20 protein-coding genes are annotated in these 24,438 nt (G+C 72.9%); 15 read left to right on the forward strand and 5 right to left on the reverse strand.

The window, feature by feature from the left end; all coding sequences use genetic code 11:
• From dxr to ACIP4O_RS15260, 7 genes are all read left to right on the forward strand, one after another.
• Positions 1–1,251 carry a 1-deoxy-D-xylulose-5-phosphate reductoisomerase gene (gene dxr, locus ACIP4O_RS15230; protein ID WP_401574890.1) on the forward strand — a complete coding sequence of 417 codons (1,251 nt, stop codon included), beginning with the start codon at positions 1–3 and terminating at the stop codon, positions 1,249–1,251.
• On the forward strand, positions 1,248–2,549 hold the full coding sequence (locus ACIP4O_RS15235; protein ID WP_361330381.1) for a site-2 protease family protein: 1,302 nt from the start codon (positions 1,248–1,250) through the stop codon (positions 2,547–2,549). The genes dxr and ACIP4O_RS15235 overlap by 4 nt, the downstream gene beginning before the upstream one ends.
• Positions 2,550–3,107: 558 nt before the next feature.
• Entirely contained in the window at positions 3,108–4,262 is a 1,155-nt protein-coding gene (gene ispG, locus ACIP4O_RS15240) for a flavodoxin-dependent (E)-4-hydroxy-3-methylbut-2-enyl-diphosphate synthase (RefSeq protein ID WP_401574891.1), read from the forward strand.
• Positions 4,263–4,694: 432 nt separating this feature from the next.
• A complete protein-coding gene (locus ACIP4O_RS15245; RefSeq protein ID WP_401574892.1) occupies positions 4,695–5,537 on the forward strand; it encodes a GNAT family N-acetyltransferase in 843 nt (280 codons plus the stop codon).
• Positions 5,538–5,741: 204 nt separating this feature from the next.
• Positions 5,742–6,503, forward strand: coding sequence for a DUF1684 domain-containing protein (locus ACIP4O_RS15250; protein ID WP_401574893.1), 762 nt, complete (start codon positions 5,742–5,744; stop codon positions 6,501–6,503).
• A 460-nt stretch (positions 6,504–6,963) separates the two neighbouring features.
• On the forward strand, positions 6,964–7,548 hold the full coding sequence (locus ACIP4O_RS15255) for a GNAT family N-acetyltransferase (RefSeq protein WP_401574895.1): 585 nt from the start codon (positions 6,964–6,966) through the stop codon (positions 7,546–7,548).
• A gap of 69 nt (positions 7,549–7,617) precedes the next feature.
• Positions 7,618–9,309 carry a proline--tRNA ligase gene (locus ACIP4O_RS15260; RefSeq protein ID WP_401574896.1) on the forward strand — a complete coding sequence of 564 codons (1,692 nt, stop codon included), beginning with the start codon at positions 7,618–7,620 and terminating at the stop codon, positions 9,307–9,309.
• 400 nt (positions 9,310–9,709) lie between these two features.
• Here ACIP4O_RS15260 and ACIP4O_RS15265 read toward each other — a convergent pair whose 3' ends face one another.
• From ACIP4O_RS15265 to ACIP4O_RS15275, 3 genes are all read right to left on the reverse strand, one after another.
• A complete protein-coding gene (locus ACIP4O_RS15265) occupies positions 9,710–10,708 on the reverse strand; it encodes an aminoglycoside phosphotransferase family protein (protein ID WP_401574897.1) in 999 nt (332 codons plus the stop codon).
• Between the two features lie 33 nt (positions 10,709–10,741).
• Positions 10,742–11,257: a ferritin-like domain-containing protein gene (locus tag ACIP4O_RS15270; RefSeq protein WP_401574898.1), complete on the reverse strand. Its 516-nt coding sequence runs from the start codon at positions 11,255–11,257 to the stop codon at positions 10,742–10,744.
• Positions 11,258–11,320: 63 nt separating this feature from the next.
• On the reverse strand, positions 11,321–11,908 hold the full coding sequence (locus ACIP4O_RS15275) for a hypothetical protein (RefSeq protein ID WP_401574899.1): 588 nt from the start codon (positions 11,906–11,908) through the stop codon (positions 11,321–11,323).
• A 770-nt stretch (positions 11,909–12,678) separates the two neighbouring features.
• On the opposite strand from ACIP4O_RS15275, the gene rimP reads away from it, so the two are divergent.
• From rimP to ACIP4O_RS15315, 8 genes are all read left to right on the forward strand, one after another.
• On the forward strand, positions 12,679–13,230 hold the full coding sequence (gene rimP / locus ACIP4O_RS15280) for a ribosome maturation factor RimP (protein WP_401574901.1): 552 nt from the start codon (positions 12,679–12,681) through the stop codon (positions 13,228–13,230).
• 2 nt (positions 13,231–13,232) lie between these two features.
• Entirely contained in the window at positions 13,233–14,336 is a 1,104-nt protein-coding gene (nusA, locus tag ACIP4O_RS15285; RefSeq protein ID WP_401574902.1) for a transcription termination factor NusA, read from the forward strand.
• A gap of 557 nt (positions 14,337–14,893) precedes the next feature.
• Positions 14,894–15,172: a YlxR family protein gene (locus ACIP4O_RS15290; protein ID WP_164290752.1), complete on the forward strand. Its 279-nt coding sequence runs from the start codon at positions 14,894–14,896 to the stop codon at positions 15,170–15,172.
• A 146-nt stretch (positions 15,173–15,318) separates the two neighbouring features.
• On the forward strand, positions 15,319–18,357 hold the full coding sequence (gene infB / locus ACIP4O_RS15295) for a translation initiation factor IF-2 (RefSeq protein WP_401574903.1): 3,039 nt from the start codon (positions 15,319–15,321) through the stop codon (positions 18,355–18,357).
• Between the two features lie 193 nt (positions 18,358–18,550).
• Positions 18,551–18,844, forward strand: coding sequence for a DUF503 domain-containing protein (locus tag ACIP4O_RS15300; RefSeq protein WP_401574904.1), 294 nt, complete (start codon positions 18,551–18,553; stop codon positions 18,842–18,844).
• A gap of 195 nt (positions 18,845–19,039) precedes the next feature.
• Complete coding sequence (rbfA, locus tag ACIP4O_RS15305) at positions 19,040–19,555, forward strand: 30S ribosome-binding factor RbfA (RefSeq protein ID WP_009068968.1); 516 nt, start codon at positions 19,040–19,042, stop codon at positions 19,553–19,555.
• On the forward strand, positions 19,552–20,460 hold the full coding sequence (gene truB / locus ACIP4O_RS15310; RefSeq protein WP_401574905.1) for a tRNA pseudouridine(55) synthase TruB: 909 nt from the start codon (positions 19,552–19,554) through the stop codon (positions 20,458–20,460). The genes rbfA and truB overlap by 4 nt, the downstream gene beginning before the upstream one ends.
• A gap of 399 nt (positions 20,461–20,859) precedes the next feature.
• Complete coding sequence (locus ACIP4O_RS15315; protein WP_401574907.1) at positions 20,860–21,822, forward strand: bifunctional riboflavin kinase/FAD synthetase; 963 nt, start codon at positions 20,860–20,862, stop codon at positions 21,820–21,822.
• Positions 21,823–22,076: 254 nt separating this feature from the next.
• On the opposite strand, the gene ACIP4O_RS15320 is transcribed toward ACIP4O_RS15315, so the two are convergent.
• The gene (locus ACIP4O_RS15320; protein WP_401574908.1) at positions 22,077–23,153 is read right to left on the reverse strand and encodes an ABC transporter ATP-binding protein; all 1,077 of its coding nucleotides are present in this window, start codon (positions 23,151–23,153) and stop codon (positions 22,077–22,079) included.
• Positions 23,150–24,331, reverse strand: coding sequence for an ABC transporter ATP-binding protein (locus ACIP4O_RS15325; RefSeq protein WP_401574959.1), 1,182 nt, complete (start codon positions 24,329–24,331; stop codon positions 23,150–23,152). Before ACIP4O_RS15325 ends, ACIP4O_RS15320 begins: the two co-directional genes overlap by 4 nt.
• Between the last annotated feature and the right edge of the window lie 107 nt (positions 24,332–24,438).

The following is a 24,438-nucleotide window of genomic DNA, read 5'->3' on the forward strand; positions in this document are numbered from 1 at the left end:
ATGACCGACAGTCCTGCTCCACTCGCCGACCCCCACCTCCGCTACGACGCCACGCCGGGACGCCGCGACATCGTCGTGCTCGGCTCCACGGGCTCCATCGGTACGCAGGCCGTGGACCTCGTCCTGCGCAACCCGGACCGCTTCCGGGTCACCGCGCTCTCCGCGGCGGGCGGCAGGGTCGGCCTGCTCGCGGAGCAGGCGTACCGCCTGCGCGTGGACCACGTCGCGGTGGCGCGCGAAGACGTCGTGCCTCAGCTGCGCGAGGCACTCTCCGCGCAGTACGGCGCGGAGCCGCTGCCGGAGATCCTCGCGGGCCCCGACGCCGCGACGCGCCTCGCGGCGTCGCCGTGCCACACGGTCCTCAACGGCATCACCGGGTCCATCGGCCTCGCCCCCACGCTCGCGGCACTGAAGGCCGGGCGCACGCTGGCGCTCGCCAACAAGGAGTCGCTCATCGTCGGCGGCCCGCTCGTCAAGGAACTCGCGGCGCCGGGCCAGATCATCCCCGTCGACTCCGAGCACGCCGCGCTCTTCCAGGCGCTCGCCGCCGGCACGCGCGCCGAGGTGCGCAAGCTCGTCGTGACGGCCTCCGGAGGCCCCTTCCGCGGCCGTACGAGGGCCGAACTGGCCACCGTCTCCCCGCAGGACGCGCTGGCCCACCCCACGTGGTCCATGGGCCCGGTCATCACCGTCAACTCGGCGACGCTCGTCAACAAGGGTCTGGAAGTCATCGAGGCGCACCTCCTCTACGACATCCCCTTCGACCGCATCGAGGTCGTCGTGCACCCGCAGTCCTACGTGCACTCGATGGTCGAGTTCGTGGACGGTTCGACGCTCGTGCAGGCCACGCCGCCCGATATGCGCGGCCCCATCGCGATCGGCCTCGGCTGGCCCGAGCGCGTGCCCGACGCCGCGCGCGGATTCGACTGGAGCACCGCGTCGTCCTGGGAGTTCTTCCCGCTCGATGACGACGCGTTCCCCTCGGTCGGACTCGCCCGGCACGTGGGGCGGCTCGCGGGGACGGCGCCGGCGGTGTTCAATGCCGCCAACGAGGAATGTGTGGACGCCTTTCTCAAGGGCGCCCTCGCCTTCAACGCGATCATGGACACGGTGACCGCCGTGGTGGCCGAGCACGGCACGCCCGCCGCGGGAACCGCCCTGACGCTTGAGGACGTTCTCGACGCGGAGACCTGGGCACGGGCCCGGGCACGCGAACTTGCTGCGAAGGCGACAGTGGAGGCCACTGCGTGACCGTATTGATGACGATCCTCGGCATAGTCGTCTTCGTGATCGGGCTGCTGTTCTCGATCGCCTGGCACGAGCTGGGGCACCTTTCCACCGCGAAGCTCTTCGGCATCCGCGTGCCGCAGTACATGGTCGGCTTTGGGCCGACGCTCTTCTCGCGCAAGAAGGGCGATACCGAGTACGGCGTCAAGGCCGTGCCCCTCGGCGGCTACATCCGCATGATCGGGATGTTCCCGCCGGGCCCCGACGGACGTATCGAGGCGCGCTCCACGTCGCCCTGGCGCGGCATGATCGAGGACGCCCGCTCCGCCGCGTACGAGGAACTCGAACCGGGCGACGAGACGCGCATGTTCTACACGCGCAAGCCGTGGAAGCGCGTCATCGTCATGTTCGCGGGCCCCTTCATGAACCTGGTGCTCGCCGTCGCGATCTTCTTCGGCGTCATGATGACCTTCGGCCTGAACACGCAGACCACCACGGTCAGCACGGTCTCCGACTGCGTCATCAACCAGAGCGAGAACCGCGACACCTGCGCCAAGGGCGACGCCCCCGCACCCGCGAAGGCCGCGGGACTCAGGCCGGGCGACAAGATCGTCGCGTACAACGGGCAGTCCGTCGACGACTACAGCGTCCTCCAGTCCCGCATCCGCGCCTCGCACGGCGCGGCGACGATCACGGTCGAACGCGACGGCACGCGCCGTACGCTCCACGCCGACGTGATAGAGAACCAGGTCGCCAAGACGGACGGCGACGGCGGCATCGTCGACGGCCAGTACGTCACCGCGGGCTTCCTCGGCTTCACGCCGGCCTCGGGCATCGTCAAGCAGTCCTTCGGGCAGTCCGTCGACCAGATGGGCACGATGATGGAGAACGGCGTCCAGTCCATGCTGGCGCTGCCCTCCAAGATCCCCGACCTGTGGAACGCGGCGTTCGACGGCGGGGAGCGCAAGCAGGACTCGCCCATGGGCGTCCTCGGCGCGGCGCGCGTGGGTGGCGAGGTCTTCACCCTCGACATCCCGCCGGAGAACCAGATCGCGATGATGCTTTTCCTCGTCGCGGGCTTCAACCTCTCCCTGTTCCTCTTCAACATGCTGCCCCTGCTGCCCCTCGACGGCGGCCACATCGCGGGCGCGCTCTGGGAAGCGGTCCGCCGCCACACGGCCCGCGTCTTCCGCCGCCCCGACCCGGGCCCCTTCGACGTCGCGAAGCTGATGCCGGTGGCGTACGTGGTCGCGGGCATCTTCGTGTGCTTCACGCTGCTCGTGTTCATCGCGGACCTGGTGAACCCGGTCAAGATCACCTGACGGCGTATGTCGCGCGCCGTCCGTCGCGCGCCACGCGGAGACGACGCGTGGCGCGCGACGGCGCGTCGGGCGCGTGGCGAGCGCGGCGCGGCACGCATCGTGCCTCGTCACACGCGACGTGGCATATGCGACGTCGCGTCGTGGCGGACGCGTTTCCGCTACGTGTCCGAGGGCGCCGCGCTCGTACACGTCGCGACGCCGCCCACGCCGCGGCGCCGGCCCCACGCTGCGTCCGCGCCTCGCGCCTCGCGTCGTACGTCGCATCTCGTCCGTTCCGACGGCGCGACGTACGACGCGCGACGTAGCGCCCCGTACGGCAGCGCGCGACGACGTCAGGACGCGACGTACCGCCACGCGACGTGGCGCCGTACGCGGCCGGGACGAGGCGGTACGCGACATACCGCCGTGGTCCGCGCGGCGCCGGGCAGGTGGCGCGCGACCGACGAACAGGTGACCCGGTGCGGGTCCGTGTTCCCTCGATCCGGTAGTGACGTAACCTCGGGTGACGGAGCCCGAGGATTCCGGGACCGATATCCACACGTTGGGGTTGCACTGCAGATGACTGCGATTTCACTGGGAATGCCGTCCGTTCCTACCCAGCTCGCCGAGCGCAGGAAGAGCCGGCAGATCCAGGTCGGGAGCGTCCCCGTCGGTGGCGGCGCCCCCGTGTCCGTCCAGTCGATGACCACCACACGTACCTCCGACATCGGCGCGACGCTCCAGCAGATCGCCGAGCTGACGGCCTCCGGCTGCCAGATCGTGCGCGTCGCGTGCCCGACGCAGGACGACGCCGACGCGCTGCCCGTCATCGCGCGCAAGTCGCAGATCCCCGTCATCGCCGACATCCACTTCCAGCCGAAGTACGTCTTCGCCGCCATCGACGCCGGCTGCGCGGCGGTCCGGGTGAACCCGGGCAACATCAAGCAGTTCGACGACAAGGTCAAGGAGATCGCCAAGGCCGCGGGCGACGCGGGCGTGCCGATCCGTATCGGCGTCAACGCCGGGTCGCTCGACCAGCGGCTGCTCCAGAAGTACGGCAAGGCCACCCCCGAGGCGCTCGTCGAGTCCGCCCTGTGGGAAGCGTCGCTCTTCGAGGAGCACGGCTTCCGCGACATCAAGATCTCGGTCAAGCACAACGACCCCGTCGTGATGGTCAACGCCTACCGCCAGCTCGCGCAGGCGTGCGACTACCCCCTTCACCTCGGTGTCACCGAGGCCGGACCGGCCTTCCAGGGCACCATCAAGTCCGCCGTGGCCTTCGGCGCACTGCTGGCCGAGGGCATCGGCGACACGATCCGCGTCTCCCTCTCGGCGCCGCCCGCCGAGGAGGTCAAGGTCGGCCTCCAGATCCTGGAGTCCCTCAACCTCAAGCCGCGCCGCCTGGAGATCGTCTCCTGCCCCTCCTGCGGGCGCGCCCAGGTCGACGTCTACAAGCTCGCCAACGAGGTCACGGCGGGGCTCGAAGGCATGGAGGTCCCGCTGCGCGTCGCGGTCATGGGCTGCGTCGTCAACGGGCCGGGCGAGGCTCGCGAGGCCGACCTCGGTGTCGCCTCCGGCAACGGCAAGGGCCAGATCTTCGTCAAGGGCGAGGTCATCAAGACCGTGCCCGAGTCCAAGATCGTGGAGACCCTCATCGACGAGGCGCAGAAGATCGCCGCCCAGATGGAGGCCGACGGCATCACCTCCGGTGAGCCCGAGGTCTCCGTCAGCTGAACCACACCGCTGACGGCCCGGGGACGCTCACGTCCCCGGGCCGCTTGCGCGTGTGCCGGCGATTCGGCGCGACGGTGCCACGCCGTGACGCTGCTACGCGGTGACGGTGCTACGCCGCGACCGCGCGTGCGACGACGTCGCGTCAGTGGGGTCGCCCTGCGGCATCGTGCCTGGTCACACGCGACGTCGCATATGCCACGTCGCGCGAGGATGCGGGGACGGGGGCTGAGAGTGCGCGGCGCATCGCCCCCTGCTGAGGCTACATCGCATGCGCCGACGGCATATGCGGCGCCGCGGACTGCTGCACGACCCAGCCCCGCGCCCGCGCTCCGTGCTGCCGCTCGGCCCGGTGCTCCCCGTCCCCGGAGCGCGTCGTCCCCGCGGCGGGTACAGTGCCAAAACCAGTAGCCCGTACGGTGAGGCGCTTCGAACGTGTTGACTCAGACCACCACCAGGGTCCTCGGTCCCGAAGACCTGGACGCCGCGTTGGCAGTCCTGCATCAGGACCCGGTGGCGAATGCCTTCGTCACCTCCCGCGTCCAGGTGGCCGGTCTCGACCCCTGGCGGCTCGGTGGCGAGATGTGGGGCTGGTACCAGCGCGGGCACCTCACGTCGTTGTGCTACGCGGGCGCGAATCTCGTCCCCATCTGCGCGACGCCAGACGCTGTACGCGCCTTCGCGGAACGAGCTCGTCGCGCGGGCCGGCGCTGCTCCTCGATCGTCGGTCCGGCCGAACCCACCCGCTTGCTCTGGTCCCTGCTCGAACCGTACTGGGGCCCCGCGCGCGAGGTCCGGGCCTGCCAGCCGCTCATGACCACGGACCAGCCCTCCGAGACGCTTCCCGACCCGCTTGTACGCCGCGTGCGCCGCGACGAGGTCGAGACGCTGATGCCCGCCTGTGTCGCGATGTTCACCGAGGAGGTCGGCATCTCGCCGCTCGCGGGCGACGGCGGGCTCCTCTACCAGGCGCGCGTCGCCGAACTGGTCAACGCCGGGCGCTCCTTCGCCCGCATCGACAACGGCAAGGTCGTCTTCAAGGCCGAGATCGGCGCGGCGACCCCCGAGGCGTGTCAGATCCAGGGCGTCTGGATCGATCCGGAGTACCGCGGTCGTGGACTCGCCGCCCCCGGCATGGCGGCGGTCCTCGCGTATGCGCTGCGCGACATAGCCCCGGTGGCGAGCCTGTACGTGAACGACTTCAACACCGCCGCGCGCGCGACGTACCGCCGGGTCGGCTTCCAGGAGACGGGCACCTTCGCGAGCATCCTCTTCTGAACGGAGCGCCGGCCCCGTTCCGCGATCTTGGCCCCAACACCCGGGCGCCGGACACGGCTCCGGACGACGCGACGTCGCGCCCGCGCGAAGCGACGTTCGTGCAGGTCGCACGCGACGTGTTGCGCAACGCGGCACCGGCCGCCCGCCCCTGCCCTGCGCACGCCCCGTGCCAGACGCCCCCACCCCCGAGAAGCGAGGCAAGACATGACTGACCCCACCGACGGCGCCCGCGCGAACGGAGACGCCGGCGCCCACGACATCGCGAGGGACTACGCCGCCTGGGACGACTGGCGCGCGCGACGTCGCGCCGCCCTCACCGCCCCACAAGGAAACCTCGCCCTCGTCGAGACCCGCTGGTCCCCGCCGGGCGAGCGTCCCGACCTCGACGCGGCGCGGGCCGAACTGGAGGAGGGGCAGACCCTCACGACCCTGGAGCGCACCGAGCCGGTCAGCGGACGCCCCGAGTACGGACTGCGTCGCTGGGACCCGCGCTCGCCCGCCATGCGTCACTTCGACTCCGTCGACGTGTTCCCGTACCGCCCCGACTGGGTCCTGGAGGCCGAGTACGAGCCGGTGGAAGGCGCCAGGACGGTCCCCTTCGAGCACATCCGCGACAACGGCGGTACGCGCGACCTCGTCGTCCCCGGCGACCTGCGGCTCACTCTCGACGGCGCCGCCTACACCCTCAGCGCCTTCGACGACGACGGCACCCTGCTGCTCGTCTTCGGCGACCCGACGAACGGGACGAGCACCTACGGCGCGGGCCGCTTCCTCTTCGTGCACCGCGACGAACGGGACGTCGGGCCGCAGCGCGTCGTGCTCGACTTCAACCGTGCCTTCGTGCCCCCGTGCGGCTTCTCGGACCAGTACAACTGCCCCATGCCGCCGCGCCAGAACAGACTGCGCGTGCCCGTCGATGCCGGCGAGAAGGTGCCGGTCTTCCGAGACGGGTACGGCGCGCACTGAGCGTCGGCACGGCGCGCACTGAGCGTCGGCACGGCGCGTACTGACCATCGGCACGGCGCGTACTGACCGTCGATGCGGGCGTGGCGGTCGCGGCGGGCGACTGGGGCGGCGCCCCCGCGACGTACAACTCACGCGAGACGTACAACTCACGCGACGTGTTCCCGAGTTGGCGCTCCACGTCGCGCGAGGAACAGAGCGTCGCGCGCGACGTCGCATATGCCACGCGCACCGTCCCGTCCCGCGCCGAACGAGGTCGCCTGCGGCCTCACCCCACGTCTCGCCACGCGCCCCGTCCCGTCCCGCGCCGAACGGCGCCGCCCGCGGCCCCCCCCACATCTCGCCACGCGCACCGTCCCGTCCCGCGCCGAACGACGTCGCCCTCGCCCCCACCCCATGCCCCGCCCTCGCGCCCCGCTCCCTCCCCGGCGCCCCGCCCCCCGGCGCCCGGTAGTCTCCCCGCATGTCGAGCAACCCCGGGCACACCCCCAGGACCCCGGACGAGATCACGGTCGGCCCGCTCGATCTGGCCGCCCGCGTCGACGAGGCACTGGCCGTGCAAGCCCTCGCCTTCGGCCTCACCGACGAGGAGATGGACGTACGGCACCACATCGTGCTGCGGCACCTCGGCGTTCCCGGCGCCCGGGCGCTCGGCGCCACGACGGCCGAGAACCGCCTCGTCGGTTTCGTCTACGGCCTCCCGAACGACCGCGCCCACTGGTGGTCGACGGTCGTGCAGCCGTACCTGCGCAGACTCGGCAACGACGAGTGGCTCGACGACTCCTTCGTGATCACGGAACTGCACGTCCACCCGCGTCACCAGAACCGCGGCATCGGCCGTGCCCTCATCACCGGCCTCACCGACGCCGCGCCGCAGCCCCGCTCGATCCTCTCGGCCATCGACCGGGACACTCCCGCGCGCGGCCTCTACGCCTCGCTCGGCTACCGCGACCTCGCGCGGCAGATCGCCTTCCCGGGCGCGCCGTTGCCGTACGCGGTGATGGGGGCGACGTTGCCTCTGCGCGGCCCGCGCCCCCACGGGGCATAACCGATTTCCGCCAGCCCCTGGGCCCCGGCTAACCTCGTAGCCATCACCCTTTCCTCGCAGGAGTTCACCATGGCCCAGGTCCAGCGCATGTCCCGATTGATGGTCAAGACACTGCGTGACGACCCGGCGGACGCCGAGACGCTCAGCCACAAGCTCCTGGTCCGCGCCGGCTACGTGCGCCGCACGGCCGCCGGTATCTGGTCCTGGCTGCCGCTCGGCAAGAAGGTCCTCGACAACATCTCCCAGATCGTCCGCGAGGAGATGGACGCCATCGGCGCGCAGGAGGTGCTGCTGCCCGCGCTCCTCCCGAGGGAGCCCTACGAGGCGTCCGGGCGCTGGGAGGAGTACGGCGACCTGCTTTTCCGGCTCAAGGACCGCAAGGGCGCCGACTATCTGCTCGGTCCCACGCACGAGGAGATCTTCACGCAGGTCGTGAAGGACCAGTGCACCTCGTACAAGGACCTGCCGGTCATGCTCTACCAGGTCCAGACGAAGTACCGCGACGAGGCGCGTCCCCGCTCCGGGGTGCTGCGCGGCCGCGAGTTCGTCATGAAGGACTCGTACTCCTTCGACACGACCGACGAGGGCCTCGCCGAGTCGTACGCGCTGCACCGCGAGGCGTACCGCAAGATCTTCGCGCGCCTCGGCCTCGACTACCGCATCGTCTCCGCCGTCTCGGGCGCCATGGGTGGTTCGGCCTCCGAGGAGTTCCTCGCCCCTGCCGCCGCCGGTGAGGACACCTTCGCCGACTGCCCCAACTGCGGTTTCGCCGCGAACACCGAGGCCGTCACCTTCAAGGGCGCCGCGGTGGACGGTTCCGCGCACGGCCCGGTCGAGGAGCTGGACACCCCCGACACGCCGACGATCGAGACGCTCGCCGAGCACCTCGGCGTCCCGGCCTCGGCGACGCTCAAGAACCTGCTGGTCAAGGTGGACGGCGAGATCGTCGCCGTCGGCGTCCCGGGCGACCGCGAGGTCGACCTCGGCAAGCTCGGCGAGCACCTGGCGCCCGCCGTCGTGGACATCGTCACGGCCGAGGACTTCGAGACGAACCCCGAGCTGGTACGCGGCTACGTCGGCCCCCAGGGCCTGAAGATCCGCTACATCGCCGACCCCCGCGTCGCCCCCGGCACCGCCTGGGTCACGGGCGCCAACAAGCCCGACACCCACGCGCGCAACGTCGTCGCCGGCCGCGACTTCGAGGTCGACGACTACCTCGACGTCGTCGTCGTCGAGGAGGGCGACCCCTGCCCCAACTGCGGCCAGGGGCTCCACCTCGACCGCGCCATCGAAATCGGCCACATCTTCCAGCTCGGCCGCAAGTACGCCGACACCTTCCAGCTCGACGTCCTCGGCCAGAACGGCAAGCCTGTCCGCGTCACGATGGGCTCCTACGGCATCGGTGTCTCGCGCGCCGTCGCCGCGCTCGCCGAGCAGACCGCCGACGACAAGGGCCTGTGCTGGCCCGCCGAGGTCGCGCCCGCCGACGTGCACGTCGTCGCCGCGGGCAAGGTCCTCCAGACGGAGCTGGCCCTGGAGATCGCCGACAAGCTCGCCGCCGCGGGCGCGCGCGTCCTCGTCGACGACCGTGCGGGCGTCTCGCCGGGCGTCAAGTTCACGGACGCGGAGCTCATCGGCGTCCCGAAGACCGTCATCGCCGGCCGCCGCGCCGCTGAGGGCGTCGTCGAGCTCAAGGACCGCCGTACGGGCGAGCGCGAGGAACTCCCGGTCGAGGAAGCCGTCGCCCGCCTTACCGCCTGAGCCGGCCGAAGACCCCCGGCACCACCCACCCCGAAGCGCGGGACGTCATGCGGCGTCCCGCGCTTCGGCGTGGGTGCGCGGGTCCGGTGAGGGGAACAGTGCGGTACGGGGACGGCGAGGTGCTCGCCGCGGGTGCGTGCCGTCCGCCAGGGGTACGTCGCCCTGCCGGGCGTCACGCGACGTCCCGCCGCACCCCGCCGCATCGTGCCTGGTCGCACGCGACGTACGCGGCGGGACGTCGCGACGTGGGGGCGTTGCGCGTACGCGACGTACGGCGCGCGCGTACGCGACGTGGCGGGGATCGCGTACGCGACGTGCCGTGCCGCATCCGTACGCGGCGTCGCGCCTGTACGCGACGTCGCTCCGCTCACGACGCCGTCGCGGCCAGCCGCGCTGGGCCTCACAGCCAGGCCGCGAACTCCAGCAGTGTCTCGCCCTCCTGTCGGCGCCCCGCCGCGAGCGCGGCCACGCCGGCTGCCGTCGCGCGGAAATGGGACCAGCCCTGGACCCGGTCGCGGTCCAGGTCGAGGGCGTCCGCGAGCTTGGCGACGCGACGTCGCGCGGTGCTCGCCCCGCCGTCGCTCGCGACGAGGTCCTCCAGTCGGTCACGCGCCAGGCGTGCGACGTCGTAGGCGCGTTCCCCGATCACGGGCTCGGGTCCGACCGCGAGCCACGGCAGCCGCTCGCCCGCGAGGACCTTCGCCTGCCGGAAGGCGCCGTGCAGCAGCACGCGTTCCGCGTCCGGCCGCGTGGCGTCGCCGAGCAGGTCGCGTCGTACCGCGAGGGCGTTCTCGACGAGGGGCAGGACGAGCGGGCCCGCCGTCTCGCGCATGCGGGCGGCCTGCCGCTCCGTGCGTGCGGCGAGCGTCTCGTACGGCGACTCGTCGGCCACCGGCACCCACAACCTGCGCACCGTCTCCGCGGCTTCGAGCATCGCCTTCGCCTGCGGCAGGGAACTCAGCGAGATCTCAGGGCGCAGACGCTCCAGGAGCAGGCCGCGTTCACTGGCGAGCGCCGTCGCCCCGCACCTCGTCAAGTCCTCGGGTGCCGCGTCGTGCCCCGCACCCTCCTCCGCGCCGTCTTCCGTGCCGGCCGCGGGGGCGGCGAGAAGGCGGCATGCGCCGAGTCCGCCCCACCGCGCGAGCGCCGCCGCCTCGGCGGCAGGACGCGCGTGCGGCGGCGCGAGCTTGAGAACGGCGGGCGTGCCGTCCGCGCGACGTACCAACAGGATCACGCCGCTGCGCCCGCCGGGCTGGAGGAGCCGCTCCACGCGGACACCGTGGTGGTGCGCGGCGACCTCGGCCAGCTCGGGGAGCCGGTCCAGCCAGGCCGCCGCGTCGTCCGCGCCGGGGTCCTCCGCCAGGGCCCGTACGAGTCGCCGGGGAGGTTCGAGGACCATGCGGGGCGCATCCTTTCGGCGGGTACCGGGCGGTCAGTCCTGCGGTGACGGGGAAGCCGGAGGCTCCTTCCCGGACTCCTTGGCCGAATTCGATCGTTCCGCCAGACCTGGGAAGGCTACGCCGTCGCCGCCCCAGCGCACCGCGCGGACCGCCGCCTCGCGCAACGCGGCGGCGGCGTCCGCGCGACGTTGCCCCGATGCCGCGCGCACGAGGTCGGCGTACACCGCCGCGACGCGCTCTTCGAGGGCCCCCGCCAGCCTCAGCGCCGCCGCGGCGTCGGGTACCGCGAACGGCAGCGTGTACGCCGCGGCGGCGGGCTCCGGCGTGCCGCCGAGGTCGGTGACGTCGCGCTCCAGGGCGTCACGTCGCGCGCGGTGCGCGTCGTACGCCGCCCGCGCGTCGTCGCGGCGCGTCGCGGCGACGCGCCCGCCGACGACGCCGTAGCCGTAGACGGCGGCGTGCTCCGCGCGCAGTGCCGCCTGCGCGGCCTTGCGCTCCCGCTCCCTGGCATCGGATTTTCCGACGCGCGTACGAGCATTTTCAGACACCGGCGACTCCTCCTGCTGGCTCCTGGTCCACCCGCTCCCGTGCGGGGCGGCTCGCACGCGGCCTCACGTGGCCGCGGCGCCGAGTACGTAGGCGTGTGCGGCGCCGGCGGCGGCCACCGAGGCGAGCAGTCGCGCCAGTTCTCCCGGAGCGTCCACGAGGGCGCGTGCACGGTGGTCCGCGAGCTTCCTCTCCGCCGTGGCGAGGTCGCGCAGCGCCGTCTTCTCGTCGGACGCGACGGTGGGGGCGGGCGACGCGCTCGCGGCCGCGGCGCCCGCCGCGCGCCCCGGGGCGGAGGACGAAGCGTCCGGCGACGGGGTACCTGTCGCCCCGCGCCCTGCGGCGTCGAACGCCTCGCGGTGTCGCGTCACCTGCGCGCGCAGCGGGCGCAACGTCGCGTCGAGCCGGGGGTGCGCCGCGAGCGTCGCGTCGTAACGCGCCGTCAGCTCGGCACTGTCGCGCGCCGCCACGCGGCTCAGCTTCTGCGCGGCGGTGGTCTCGGCCTTCGCGCGACGTCGCGATGCGGCGGCGCCGGAATCGTCCGAGCAGCCGGTCAGCAGGCTCGCGCCCGCGAGCGCCGTACCCGAGGCGAGCAGCAGACGGCGCGAAGGGCGGGGGAGGGGTAGCGGACCCGGGGTGGGCGGTGGCGGCACGGCGTACTTCCTCGGCGGATTCGGTGCCGACGTCGCGCGCCCGTGGCGCCGTCGCCCGCGCCGACGACGCCACGTCGCGTGGGGACGCGGCGCGCGAGGCGGTCCGGGGCGGTGACGTACGAAGGCGGCGAGAACGGCGGACGGACGACGACGGACGGGGCGACAGCGATACGGGGCGACAGCGATACGGCGGAGCGGGGCGACGAGGCGGCGGTGCGGTGCCGTCACAGCTCCGGAGCGCGCGACGTAGGGCCCGACGCGACGTACGGCCGACGCGACGTGTCGCCGACGCGGCGCGTACGCCCCGCCGGACGTCGCCCCGCGCCGGACGTCGCCCCGCGACGCGGCGTGCACGCCGCGACGTCGCGGCGCCGGGCGACGCGGCGTCCACGCCTCAGGCCCCGCGCCGCGCGACGTGTGCGTCGCGTCACGTCCACGAGGCGGCGTCGCGTCGTGGACGAGGTACCGCCCGTTCAGGAGTGTGGTGGCACTGCGGTGATCACCGTACCCGCGTCCGCGCCTCGCACAGAGGCACGGGCCGCTCGTACGCACCGTTCGTCCACCGGAAGGCGGCATCGGGGCGGCGACGTCGCGCCGACGCCGCGTCACGACGGGGCGATGGCGCCGCGCGCGACGTGTCGCGCGACGTCGCCCCGATGCCGTAGCGGGATACACCCGGTCGAGTGGCGCCACTCCGCGTCGCGACCGGATACCCTTTGAGCCGAGACATGACGCATCACAACAGCACACGCGGCCGAGGAGTCACCCGGATGAGCACCACCCAGAGCGAGAGGCTGCGGGAACTCCTGGAGCCCCTCGTCACCGCCAGGGACCTCGATCTCGAAGAGATCACCGTGACTCCGGCAGGCCGGCGCAGAGTGCTGCAGATCGTCGTGGACGGGGACTCGGGCGTCTCGCTGGACACGTGCGCCGAGCTGAGCCGCGAGATCTCCGCCGTGCTGGACGACACCGACGCCATGGGCGAGAACGAGTACGTCCTGGAGGTCACCTCGCCCGGTGCCGACCGCCCCCTCACCGCCCATCGCCACTACGTGCGCGCCACCGGCCGCCTCGTGCGCTTCCAGCTCGCCGAGGGCGGCGAGCTCGTGGCCCGGGTGCTGAAGACGGACGACGCGGGCCTCGATCTCGAGGTCCCCGGCGTCAAGGGCCGCAAGCCGACCAGTCGCAGGCTGGAATTCCCCGAGATCTCCAAGGCGCGCGTGGAGATCGAGTTCAACCGCAAGGAGAGGACGGCCGAGGCCGCTCCTCAGCACGCCGAGCAGGCCGAGGCCGAGCAGGCACCGAAGCCGAAGGAGGCGTAGCCGTGGATATCGACATGAGTGCCCTGCGGGGTCTGGTCCGGGAGAAGGAGATCTCCTTCGACCGTTTGGTCGAGGCGATCGAGTCGGCGCTCCTCATCGCGTACCACCGCACGGAGCACAGCCACCGCCGCGCCCGCGTCCACCTCGACCGCGAATCCGGCCACGTGACGGTGTGGGTGAAGGAAGAGGAGGCGGACCTCGCCGATCTCGGCGAGGACGCCCGGCCGCGCGAGTTCGACGACACGCCCTCCGACTTCGGCCGCATCGCGGCGACGACGGCCAAGCAGGTCATCCTCCAGCGGCTGCGCGACGCGCAGGACGACGCGACGCTCGGCGAGTACGCCGGGCGCGAGGGCGACATCGTGACCGGCGTCGTCCAGCAGGGACGCGACCCGAAGAACGTCCTCGTGGACATCGGCAAGCTGGAGGCCATCCTGCCGGTGCAGGAACAGGTCCCCGGCGAGGAGTACACGCACGGCATGCGGCTGCGTTCGTACGTCGTACGCGTCGCGAAGGGCATGCGCGGTCCCTCGGTCACCCTGTCGCGCACCCACCCGAACCTGGTGAAGAAGCTCTTCGCCCTGGAGGTTCCCGAGATCGCCGACGGGTCCGTCGAGATCGCCGCCATCGCACGCGAGGCAGGGCACCGGACCAAGATCGCGGTCCGCTCCAACCGCTCCGGGCTCAACGCCAAGGGCGCGTGCATCGGCCCCATGGGCGGCCGGGTGCGCAACGTGATGGCCGAGCTGAACGGCGAGAAGATCGACATCGTCGACTGGTCCGACAACCCGGCCGACCTCGTCGCCCACGCGCTCTCCCCGGCGCGCGTCAGCCACGTCGAGGTCGTCGACCTCGCGACGCGTTCCGCGCGCGTCACGGTGCCCGACTACCAGCTCTCGCTGGCGATCGGCAAGGAGGGCCAGAACGCCCGCCTCGCCGCCCGCCTCACCGGCTGGCGCATCGACATCCGCCCCGACACTGAGACGCCGGAGGAGGACGGGAACGCGAACGGGCGCGAGCCCCGCGCGGGGGACCGGCACGGTGGCCGCGAGCCCGGCGCCAACGCTCCCGCCCGCGGCGCGGACCGCCGACCGGCCCGGGGCTGACCTCGCGGGGGAACCGCCTGGAAGGTGACGCAAAGGGGCGGCACGCCGCGGCTGTGGCGTCGCGGCTGTCGCACCGCTTGGCTCTCGCGCCCCTGCGCGCCGCACGGGCGTCGCAACGTCCGCCCACCACGCGCCGTGGAATACGCCACGGCGCGTAACGGTTCGGGCCACGTAGCGACGTCGCCCCGGCGTACAGCGACGCCCCCCGCCGTACGTGGCGACGTCGCGCCGCGCGGCCCCCGCGCCGTAGGAGCGACGCGGCAACGGCGCACGGTACGGCCCCGTCGCGCGCCGCGACGTGGCCCCGCCCCTCCACCCCGCCCCGCACGGCTCGGCACCCGCCCCCGCCCCGAAGAGCCCGATACCCACGTGCACCACCCCGCCCCCGCAAGGCACGATCACCCCAGTGGCCTCGCACCCCGCGCGGTCCGCGGGGAACACGCACGCGGAACACAGCACAGGACGAGCGGAGTCCGCCCGCGCGGCGCTTCGCCACAGATGGCCGTTCGATCTTTCCCCCGTAGGGATGGGGTCGTTACGGGGAGGTAGACTGAAGAGTGTCTGGTCGGACGCACGCCCGCCCCTGCCCTGAACGCACCTGTGTCGGGTGCCGGGAGCGAGCGGCCAAGAACGAACTGCTGCGCACTGTGATGGTCGACGGAGTCCTGCTCCCCGACCCGCGCGGTACGCTGCCCGGCCGGGGTGCGTACGTACACCCCGTACCGGCCTGTACGGAGCTGGCGGTGCGCCGCCGCTCATTCCCCCGGGCCCTCCGGGTCCAGGGACCGCTCGACACGGCGGAACTCCGTCGCTATGTCGAGCAGGCAACACCGTAAGAAGCGCCGCGCGGAACCGCCGTGCGGCCCAGGTACCTCGCGAGTCGGAAGTAGGTCGAGATTGCGATGAGCACTCGATGAGTACGCGATGAGTACGCCCATGAAGTAGCGACGGTCCGGCGCCCCCCGGACCTCAAAGGAGCGAAGTGGCTAAGGTCCGGGTATACGAACTCGCCAAGGAGTTCGGCGTAGAGAGCAAGGTCGTCATGGCCAAGCTCCAAGAACTCGGTGAATTCGTCCGTTCGGCGTCCTCGACGATCGAGGCGCCGGTGGTGCGCAAACTGACTGACGCATTCCAGCAGGGCGGTGGCTCCGGCAAGTCCGGCCCCCGTCCCGGCGCGCCGCGCAAGCAGGCGCCCGCACGGCCGGCGGCACCCTCGCCGTCCGCCCCCACCCCTTCCCCGGCGCCGCGTCCCGCGGCGCCCAAGCCGGCCCCGGCGCGCCCCGCCGCGCCCGAGGCCCCCGCCGCGCGCACCGAGGCCCCGGCCTCGCGCCCGGCTCCCGGCCCCCGTCCGGGCCCGGCCCGTCCGGCCGCCCCGGCGCCGTCCACGCCGGAGTTCACCGCGCCGCCCGCCGCGCCCGCGCAGAGCGGCCAGTCCGCTCCGTCGGCTCCGCGTCCCGGTGGCGCGCCCAAGCCCGGCGGCAGCCGTCCCCAGCAGGGTGGCGGCCAGCAGGGCGGTCAGGGTCGCGGTGACCGCCAGGCCCCGCGTCCCGGTGGCCAGGCCCCGCGTCCGGGCGGTCGTCCCGCCGGACCGCGTCCCGGCAACAACCCCTTCACCTCCGGTGGCTCGACCGGCATGGGCCGCCCGCAGGCGCCCCGTCCCGGTGGCGGCGCCCCGCGTCCCGGCGGTGCCGGTGCCCCCGGTGGCCCGCGCCCGCAGGGTGGCGGCGCCGGTCAGGGCGGTCCCCGTCCCCAGGGCGGCGCGCGTCCGACCCCGGGCGGCATGCCCCGTCCGCAGGCCCCGCGTCCCGGTGCCGGGCCCCGCCCGAACCCGGGCATGATGCCGCAGCGTCCCGCCGCCGGCCCGCGTCCCGGTCCCGGTGGCCGCGGTCCCGGTGCCGGTGGTCGTCCCGGTGGCGGCGGCGGTCGTCCCGGCGGCGGCGGTTTCGCCGGTCGTCCCGGTGGCGGCGGCGGTGGCGGCTTCGCCGGCCGTCCCGGCGGCGGTGGCGGTGGCGGCGGCTTCGCCGGTCGTCCCGGTGGCGGCGGTGGCCGTCCCGGCTTCGGCGGCCGTCCCGGTGGCCCGGGTGGCCGCGGTGGCACACAGGGTGCCTTCGGGCGTCCCGGCGGTCCGGCGCGTCGTGGTCGCAAGTCGAAGCGGCAGAGGCGCCAGGAGTACGAGGCCATGCAGGCCCCGTCGGTCGGCGGCGTGATGCTGCCGCGCGGCAACGGCGAGACCGTTCGCCTGTCGCGTGGTGCCTCGCTCACCGACTTCGCCGAGAAGATCAACGCCAACCCGGCCTCGCTGGTCGCGGTGATGATGAACCTCGGCGAGATGGTCACGGCGACCCAGTCCGTCACGGACGAGACGCTGGAACTCCTCGCCAACGAGATGAACTACAAGGTTCAGATCGTCAGCCCCGAGGAGGAGGACCGCGAGCTCCTGGAGTCCTTCGACCTGGAGTTCGGCGAGGACGAGGGCGGCGAGGAGCTGCTCACGGCCCGCCCGCCGGTCGTCACCGTCATGGGTCACGTCGATCACGGCAAGACCCGCCTGCTCGACGCGATCCGCAAGACCAACGTGATCGCGGGCGAGGCCGGCGGCATCACGCAGCACATCGGCGCGTACCAGGTGACGACCGAGGTGAACGGCGAGGACCGCCGCATCACCTTCATCGACACCCCCGGTCACGAGGCGTTCACCGCCATGCGTGCCCGTGGTGCGAAGTCCACCGACATCGCGATCCTCGTGGTCGCGGCGAACGACGGCGTCATGCCGCAGACGGTCGAGGCGCTCAACCACGCCAAGGCCGCCGAGGTGCCGATCGTCGTCGCCGTCAACAAGATCGACGTCGAGGGCGCAGACCCGACCAAGGTGCGCGGCCAGCTCACCGAGTTCGGTCTCGTCGCCGAGGAGTACGGCGGCGACACGATGTTCGTCGACATCTCCGCGAAGCAGGGCCTGCACATCGACAGCCTCCTGGAGGCCGTCATCCTCACGGCCGACGCCTCGCTCGACCTGCGCGCCAACGCGGAGCAGGACGCGCAGGGCATCGCGATCGAGGCGCACCTCGACAAGGGCCGCGGTGCCACCGCGACCGTCCTGGTGCAGCGCGGCACCCTGCGGGTCGGCGAGACGATGGTCGTGGGCGACGCCTACGGCCGCGTCCGGGCCATGCTCGACGACCTGGGCAACACGGTCGAAGAGGCCGGTCCCTCGACGCCCGTCCAGGTGCTCGGTCTCACCAACGTCCCCGGCGCCGGCGACAACTTCATCGTCGTCGACGAGGACCGCACCGCCCGCCAGATCGCCGAGAAGCGCGCGGCCCGCGAGCGCAACGCCGCGTTCGCCAAGCGCACCCGGCGCGTCTCCCTGGAGGACCTGGACAAGGTGCTCAAGGAGGGCGAGATCAAGCAGCTCAACCTCATCATCAAGGGCGACGCCTCCGGTTCGGTCGAGGCCCTGGAGTCCTCGCTGCTCCAGCTCGACGTCGGCGAAGAGGTCGACATCCGGGTGCTGCACCGCGGCGTCGGTGCGGTCACCGAGTCGGACATCGACCTGGCGACCGGCTCGGACGCCATCGTCATCGGCTTCAACGTGCGCGCCGCAGGGCGTGCCACGCAGATGGCCGAGCGCGAGGGCGTCGACGTCCGCTACTACTCGGTCATCTACCAGGCGATCGAGGAGATCGAGGCGGCCCTCAAGGGCATGCTCAAGCCGGAGTACGAAGAGGTCGAGCTCGGCACGGCGGAGATCCGCGAGGTCTTCCGCTCCTCCAAGCTCGGCAACATCGCGGGTGTCCTCATCCGTTCCGGCGAGGTCAAGCGCAACACCAAGGCCCGGCTCCTGCGCGACGGCAAGGTCATCGCGGAGAGCCTCAACATCGAGGGCCTGCGTCGCTTCAAGGACGACGTCACCGAGATCCGCGAGGGTTACGAGGGCGGTATCAACCTCGGCAACTTCAACGACATCAAGGTCGACGACGTCATCGCGACGTACGAGATGCGCGAGAAGCCGCGCGTCTGAGACGCCGAGCCCCGCGTCGGCCGTGCGTGCGTGAGCACGGCTGACCCGGGCCGCGGCTGACACGGTCGAGCACGGGGCCGGTCGGCGGAGAATTTCCGTCGATCGGCCCCGTGCGTCGCGTGTACGGTGGGGAGGTTGCCGCCGCACGGAGGCGGCGCCTCGTACCCCGAACCGGCGGGACATCCGGACCAGCATGTATGTGGGGACCCTGTCCTTCGATCTGCTCCTGGGCGACGTGCACTCGCTCAAGGGCAAACGCTCCGTGGTCCGCCCCATCGTCGCCGAGCTCCAGCGGAAGTACGCCGTGAGCGCGGCCGAGGTGGGTGCGCAGGACCTCCACCGCAGGACCGAGATCGGCCTCGCCGCCGTCTCGGGCGACGCGGGCCACCTCAGTGATCTCCTCGATCGCTGCGAACGCCTCGTCGCGGACCGTCCCGAGGTGGAACTGCTCGCGGTGCGCAGACGCTTTTACGGGGACGAGGACTGACCGCCTGTCCTGCCCCGACGAGCGCCGTCGCGTCGCGCGCGGCGTCGCGTCATGCTCGTGCGGTGCGCGACGTCGCTCCGCACGACGCGCACCGCACGAGCATGACGCGACGCCGCGCACGCGACGTACCCCGGAGGCCCAGCCCTCCACCCAGACCAACCGAGACAGAACAGCACCAAGTAGGGAGACGGACCGGTGGCCGACAACGCTCGCGCCCGCAAGCTGGCCGATCGCATCCAGGTCGTGGTCGCCCAGACCCTGGAACGGCGTATCAAGGACCCGCGACTGGGCTTCGTGACCATCACCGACGCACGCGTCACCGGTGACCTCCGGGAGGCCACGGTCTTCTACACGGTCTACGGCGACGACGAGGAGCGCGCCGCGTCCGCCGCGGCGCTGGAGAGCGCCAAGGGCGTGCTCCGCTCCGAGGTGGGCCGGCAGACCGGGGTGCGCTACACCCCCAGCCTCGCCTTCGTGCCCGACGCGCTGCCCGACACGGCGCGCACCATCGACGACCTCCTGGACCGCGCCAGGCTGCGCGACGAGGAGGTGCGCCAGGTCTCGACCGGCGCCGCGTACGCGGCGGGCGCCGACCCGTACCGCAAGCCGGCCGACGAGGACGAGGACGGCGTGGCCGGGGAGGGCGTGGCCGAGGACGGCCCGGCCGGGGACACCTCGGCGGAGCAGGGCAGGGGCAGCGGCACCGCATGACCACGCAGCGCACCACGACCCCGGACGGCCTCGTCATCGTCGACAAGCCGTCCGGGTTCACTTCCCACGACGTCGTCGCGAAGATGCGCGGCATCGCCGGCACGCGACGTGTCGGCCACGCCGGCACCCTCGACCCCATGGCGACGGGCGTCCTCGTCCTCGGGGTGCAGCGCGCCACCAAGCTGCTCGGCCACCTCGCCCTCACCGAGAAGGAGTACGTCGGCACGGTCCGGCTCGGCCAGGACACCGTCACCGATGACGCGGAGGGCGAGATCACCTCGGCCACCGATGCCTCCGGCCTCACGCGCGAGGCGATCGACGCCGAGGTCGCGAAGCTGACGGGCGACATCCTCCAGGTGCCGTCCAAGGTCAGCGCCATCAAGATCGATGGCAAGCGCTCCTACAAGCGCGCGCGGGAGGGCGAGGACTTCGAGATCCCGGCCCGCCCCGTCACCGTCTCCTCCTTCCTCGTGCACGACGTGCGCCCCGAGACGGCGGCCGACGGCACCCCCGTGCTGGACCTGCTCGTCTCGGTGACGTGTTCGTCCGGTACGTACATTCGCGCCCTGGCACGCGACATCGGCGCGGCACTCGGCGTCGGCGGGCACCTCACGGCGCTGCGTCGCACGCGCGTCGGCCCGTACCGCCTCGACGTGGCGCGCACCCTGGACCAGCACCAGGAGGAGCTGACCGTCATGCCCGTCGCGGAGGCCGCCGACGCGGCGTTCCCCCGCTGGGACGTCGACGCGCGCCGCGCCGGCCTCCTCCTCAACGGCGTGCGGCTCGCCATGCCCGAGGAGTACACGGGACGCGGTCCTATCGCCGTCTACGGCCCGGACGGGGCCTTCCTCGTCCTCGTCGAGGCGGACCGGGGGAAGGCGAAGAGCCTCGCCGTCTTCGGCTGAGGCACGGGCGGCTGGCACCGTGGCGACGCGGCAGGCGGACGCGCGACGTGGCGGGCGCGGTGGGCACCGCGTCGCGGCGACGTCGCGTGTCGGCGACGTCGCGTGTCGGCGATCGGGGGACGTCGCGTCGGCGGCGCGACGTCGTACGGGCAAAAGGCCAGGTCGCACGCGACGTGGCAGGCGGTGGCGCGCGACGTGCCGCGCGACGTTGGACGTGGTACGGCGCGGCGTGGCGCGCGACGTCGTACGTGGTGGGGCGCGACGTCGGCCGCTCGCGCGACGTCGTGGGCGCGCCGCCCGCCCGTTGCCATGTGCACGCGACATGGCACTCTTAGACCTGCGGATTCGTGGAATCCCGACAACCGGCTCATCCCACAGGTGCGACAAGGAGCGGTCACAGTGCAGCGCTGGCGTGGCTTGGAGGACATCCCGCAGGACTGGGGGCGCAGCGTCGTCACGATCGGGTCCTACGACGGGGTGCACCGCGGACACCAGCTCATCATCGGCCGCACCGTGGACCGCGCCAGGGAACTGGGGCTGCGCTCCGTCGTGGTCACCTTCGACCCGCACCCGAGCGAGGTCGTCCGCCCCGGCAGCCACCCGCCGCTCCTCGCGGCGCACCACCGGCGCGCCGAGCTGATGGCGGATCTGGGCGTGGACGCGCTGCTGATCCTCCCCTTCACGACGGAGTTCTCGCGCCTGTCGCCCGCCGACTTCGCCCGCACCGTCCTCACCGAACGTCTCCACGCCAAGGTCGTCGTCGAGGGCCCCAACTTCCGTTTCGGCCACAAGGCCGCGGGCAACGTGACTCTGCTCGCCGAACTCGGCCGCGAGGACGATTTCGAGGTGGACCTCATCGACCTCCACGTCAGCGGCGACGCGGGCGCGGGCCAGCCCTTCTCCTCGACTCTCACGCGCCGCCTGGTCGCCGAGGGCGACGTCGCGGGCGCGGCGGAGATCCTCGGCCGCCCGCACCGTGTCGAGGGCGTCGTCGTGCGAGGCGCGCAGCGCGGCAGGGAACTCGGCTACCCCACCGCCAACGTCGAGACCCTCCCGCACACCGCCGTCCCCGCCGACGGCGTCTACGCCGGCTGGCTGCACGTCGCGGGCGAGGCCATGCCCGCCGCGATCTCGGTGGGCACCAACCCGCAGTTCGACGCCAAGCACCGCACCGTCGAGGCGTACGCCATCGACCGCGTCGGCCTCGACCTCTACGGCCTGCACGTCGCGGTCGACTTCCTCGCCTACGTGCGCGGCATGGAGAAGTTCGCCTCGATCGACGAACTCCTCGCGGCGATGGCCGACGACGTCAAACGCTCGCGCGCGCTGGTCGCGGAGTACGAGGCGCGCCACCAGGACTGAGGCCCGCGACGCGGGCGACGTGGGTACACCGCGACGTGGGTACGCCGCGTCGGCCACGCGCTACGTCCGGACCGCGTACGCCGCGTGGGGACGCGCCCCGTCGCGACGTGACCCGTGCGGGAACGTCGCGCCTGGACACAGGGCGGCGCCCCTCCTCTGGCTGATGCCGGGGAGGGGCGCCGCCCTGTCGCGTACGTGGCTACGTGGCCTGCCGCCCGTACGCGACGCGACGTCGCGCAGGGACGCCACGTCGCCTACGCGTCGTCGTGGGTACGCGACGTATCGCCCGTACGCGACGCCTCCCCGGTACGCGACGTGTCGCCCTCACGCGACGTCGTCGCCCCCGCGCGTGCCGTCGCCCAGTGGCACGCGACGCCCGCTTCGTGGCCGTCCAGGACGGGAAGGTCCCTCGTCCGGCACGCGTCCGCGACGCCGGCCTGTTCCGCCTCGCCCGAGGCGAGGATGTGGCACCGCGCGTGGAAACGGCAGCCGCCCGGGATGTTCGTCGGGTCCGGCGGCTCACCGCTCAGCACCACGGGCTCTCCCGGCGCCTCGGGGAGCACCGAGAGCAGCGCCTGCGTGTAGGGGTGGCGTGGCCGCGTCAGCACCTCCTCGACAGGGCCCGCCTCGACGATGCGGCCGAGGTACATGACGGCGACACGGTCGGCGATGTTCCACGCGAGCCCGAGGTCGTGCGTGACGACCAGCGCCGAGAGCCCCAGTTCCTCGCGCAGCCGCAGCAGCAGCGCCAGGATCTCCCCGCGCACCGACGCGTCGAGCGAGGCGACGGGTTCGTCCGCGACGATGAGCTCCGGCTCCAGGGCGAGTGCACCGGCGATGACGACGCGCTGCCGCTGCCCGCCGGACAGCTCGTGCGGATAGCGCAGGAAGAACCGCTCCGGCGGGCGCAGTCCGGCGAGCGACAGGGCCCGAGCGACGGCGGCGCGTTCGTCGCCCGGCGTGCGGTGGATGCGCAGTCCCTCGGCCACCGCGTCGTACACGGTGTGGCGCGGGTTGAGCGAGCCGCTCGGGTCCTGGAGCACGAGCTGGGCCCGCTTGCGGTAGGCACGCAGCGCCCGCGAGCCGTACGAGAGCGGCTCGCCGGCGAAGGTGATCCGCCCCTCGGTCGGCGGGACGAGGCCGAGGAGGGAGCGCGCGAGCGTCGTCTTGCCGCAGCCCGACTCCCCGACGAGCGCGACGATCTCCCCGGTGCCGATGTCGAGGTTGACCCCGTCGACGGCGCGCGCGTGCGGCGCGCCACGCCGCCCGGGAAACGTGATGCCCAGGTCGCGTGCCCCGAGCAGGGCCTGCTCCCGCGTGGTCGTGCTCATGCCTGCGTGCTCCTTGCCTCGTCGGCACCGTCGTGCCCCGCGTCCCCGGACCCTGACGCCGCGTCGCGCGCTTCGTTCGTACGCGACGTCGCGTCGTCGTCGGCAGGTGGCGTCGCGTCGTCGGTACGTGACGTCGCGACGTCCGGCTCCGTCTCGCCCTCCCGCGACGTCGCATCACCCGCTCCATCCCGCGACGTCGCCCCGTCCCGCGACGTCGCCTCGAACCCCACATCGACGCGCACGCACGCCGCACGGCGCCCCGGCCCCGCCGCGCGCAGCGGCTGCGGCTCCGTCGCGCACGACGGCAGCGCCACGGGGCAGCGTGGGTGGAAGGTGCACCCCGACGGCAACGACGCCGGGTCCGGCGGGTCGCCCGGCAGCCCGCGGGGGGCGTAGCGCGAAGCCGGGTCCCCGATGCGCGGGAACGCCCCGGAGAGCGCCGCGCCGTAGGGGTGCAGCGCGCCGTCGTACACCTCCCGCGCCGGGCCCTCCTCGACGACGCGTCCGGCGTAGATGATCGCGAGCCGGTCGCACGTGTCGGCGAGCACCGCGAGGTCGTGACTGATCATGACGAGGCCGATGCCCTTCTCCGCCACGAGGCCCTCGATGAGCCGCAGGATCTGGGCCTGGATCATGACGTCGAGCGCGGTGGTCGGCTCGTCCGCGATGATCAGCTGCGGATCGCAGGCGAGCGCCATCGCGATCATGACGCGTTGCCGCTGCCCGCCGGACAGCTCGTGCGGGTACGCCGACGCGCGCGACACCGGGAGACCGACGTGGCGCAGCAGCTCCTTGACGCGACGTCGCCCCTCCTCGGGGCCGGCCAGGCGGTGCAGGAGGATCGGTTCGAGGATCTGGTCCCCGATGCGGTGCACGGCGTTGAGCGAGTGCATCGCGCCCTGGAAGACGATCGACGCGCCTGCCCAGCGCACGGCGCGCAGCCGCCCCCACGCCATCGTGCGGACGTCCTCGCCGTCGAGCAGGATCTCGCCCTCCAGCGTCGCGCCCGGCGGCAGCAGGCGCAGCAGCGCCATCGCGAGCGTCGACTTGCCGCAGCCCGATTCCCCGGCGATGCCGAGCTTCTCGCCCGCGCGCAGCGTGAGGTCGACGCCGCGCACCGCCGGTACGGCGCGCGCGCCGCTCCCGTACGTGATGCGCAGGTCGCGCACATCGAGCAACGGACGCGACGTGTCCCCCGACGTCGCGTCGCCCTCGCCGCGGGGCGTGGCGTCGCCCTCCGCGCCCGTACGCGACGTCGCGTCGCCCTCCGCGCCCGTACGCGACG

The organism is Streptomyces sp. NPDC088923 (assembly GCF_044749745.1).
Lineage (GTDB): Bacteria > Actinomycetota > Actinomycetes > Streptomycetales > Streptomycetaceae > Streptomyces.

Bases quoted from the DNA above. Each gene is read 5' to 3' on its own strand.
- dxr (WP_401574890.1), top strand. From the start codon at position 1: ATGACCGACAGTCCTGCTCCACTCGCCGACCCCCACCTCCGCTACGAC.
- ispG (WP_401574891.1), top strand. From the start codon at position 3,108: ATGACTGCGATTTCACTGGGAATGCCGTCCGTTCCTACCCAGCTCGCC.
- ACIP4O_RS15250 (WP_401574893.1), top strand. From the start codon at position 5,742: ATGACTGACCCCACCGACGGCGCCCGCGCGAACGGAGACGCCGGCGCC.
- ACIP4O_RS15255 (WP_401574895.1), top strand. From the start codon at position 6,964: ATGTCGAGCAACCCCGGGCACACCCCCAGGACCCCGGACGAGATCACG.
- rimP (WP_401574901.1), top strand. From the start codon at position 12,679: ATGAGCACCACCCAGAGCGAGAGGCTGCGGGAACTCCTGGAGCCCCTC.
- ACIP4O_RS15260 (WP_401574896.1), top strand. From the start codon at position 7,618: ATGGCCCAGGTCCAGCGCATGTCCCGATTGATGGTCAAGACACTGCGT.
- truB (WP_401574905.1), top strand. From the start codon at position 19,552: ATGACCACGCAGCGCACCACGACCCCGGACGGCCTCGTCATCGTCGAC.
- ACIP4O_RS15300 (WP_401574904.1), top strand. From the start codon at position 18,551: ATGTATGTGGGGACCCTGTCCTTCGATCTGCTCCTGGGCGACGTGCAC.
- ACIP4O_RS15265 (WP_401574897.1), bottom strand. From the start codon at position 10,708: ATGGTCCTCGAACCTCCCCGGCGACTCGTACGGGCCCTGGCGGAGGAC.
- ACIP4O_RS15320 (WP_401574908.1), bottom strand. From the start codon at position 23,153: ATGAGCACGACCACGCGGGAGCAGGCCCTGCTCGGGGCACGCGACCTG.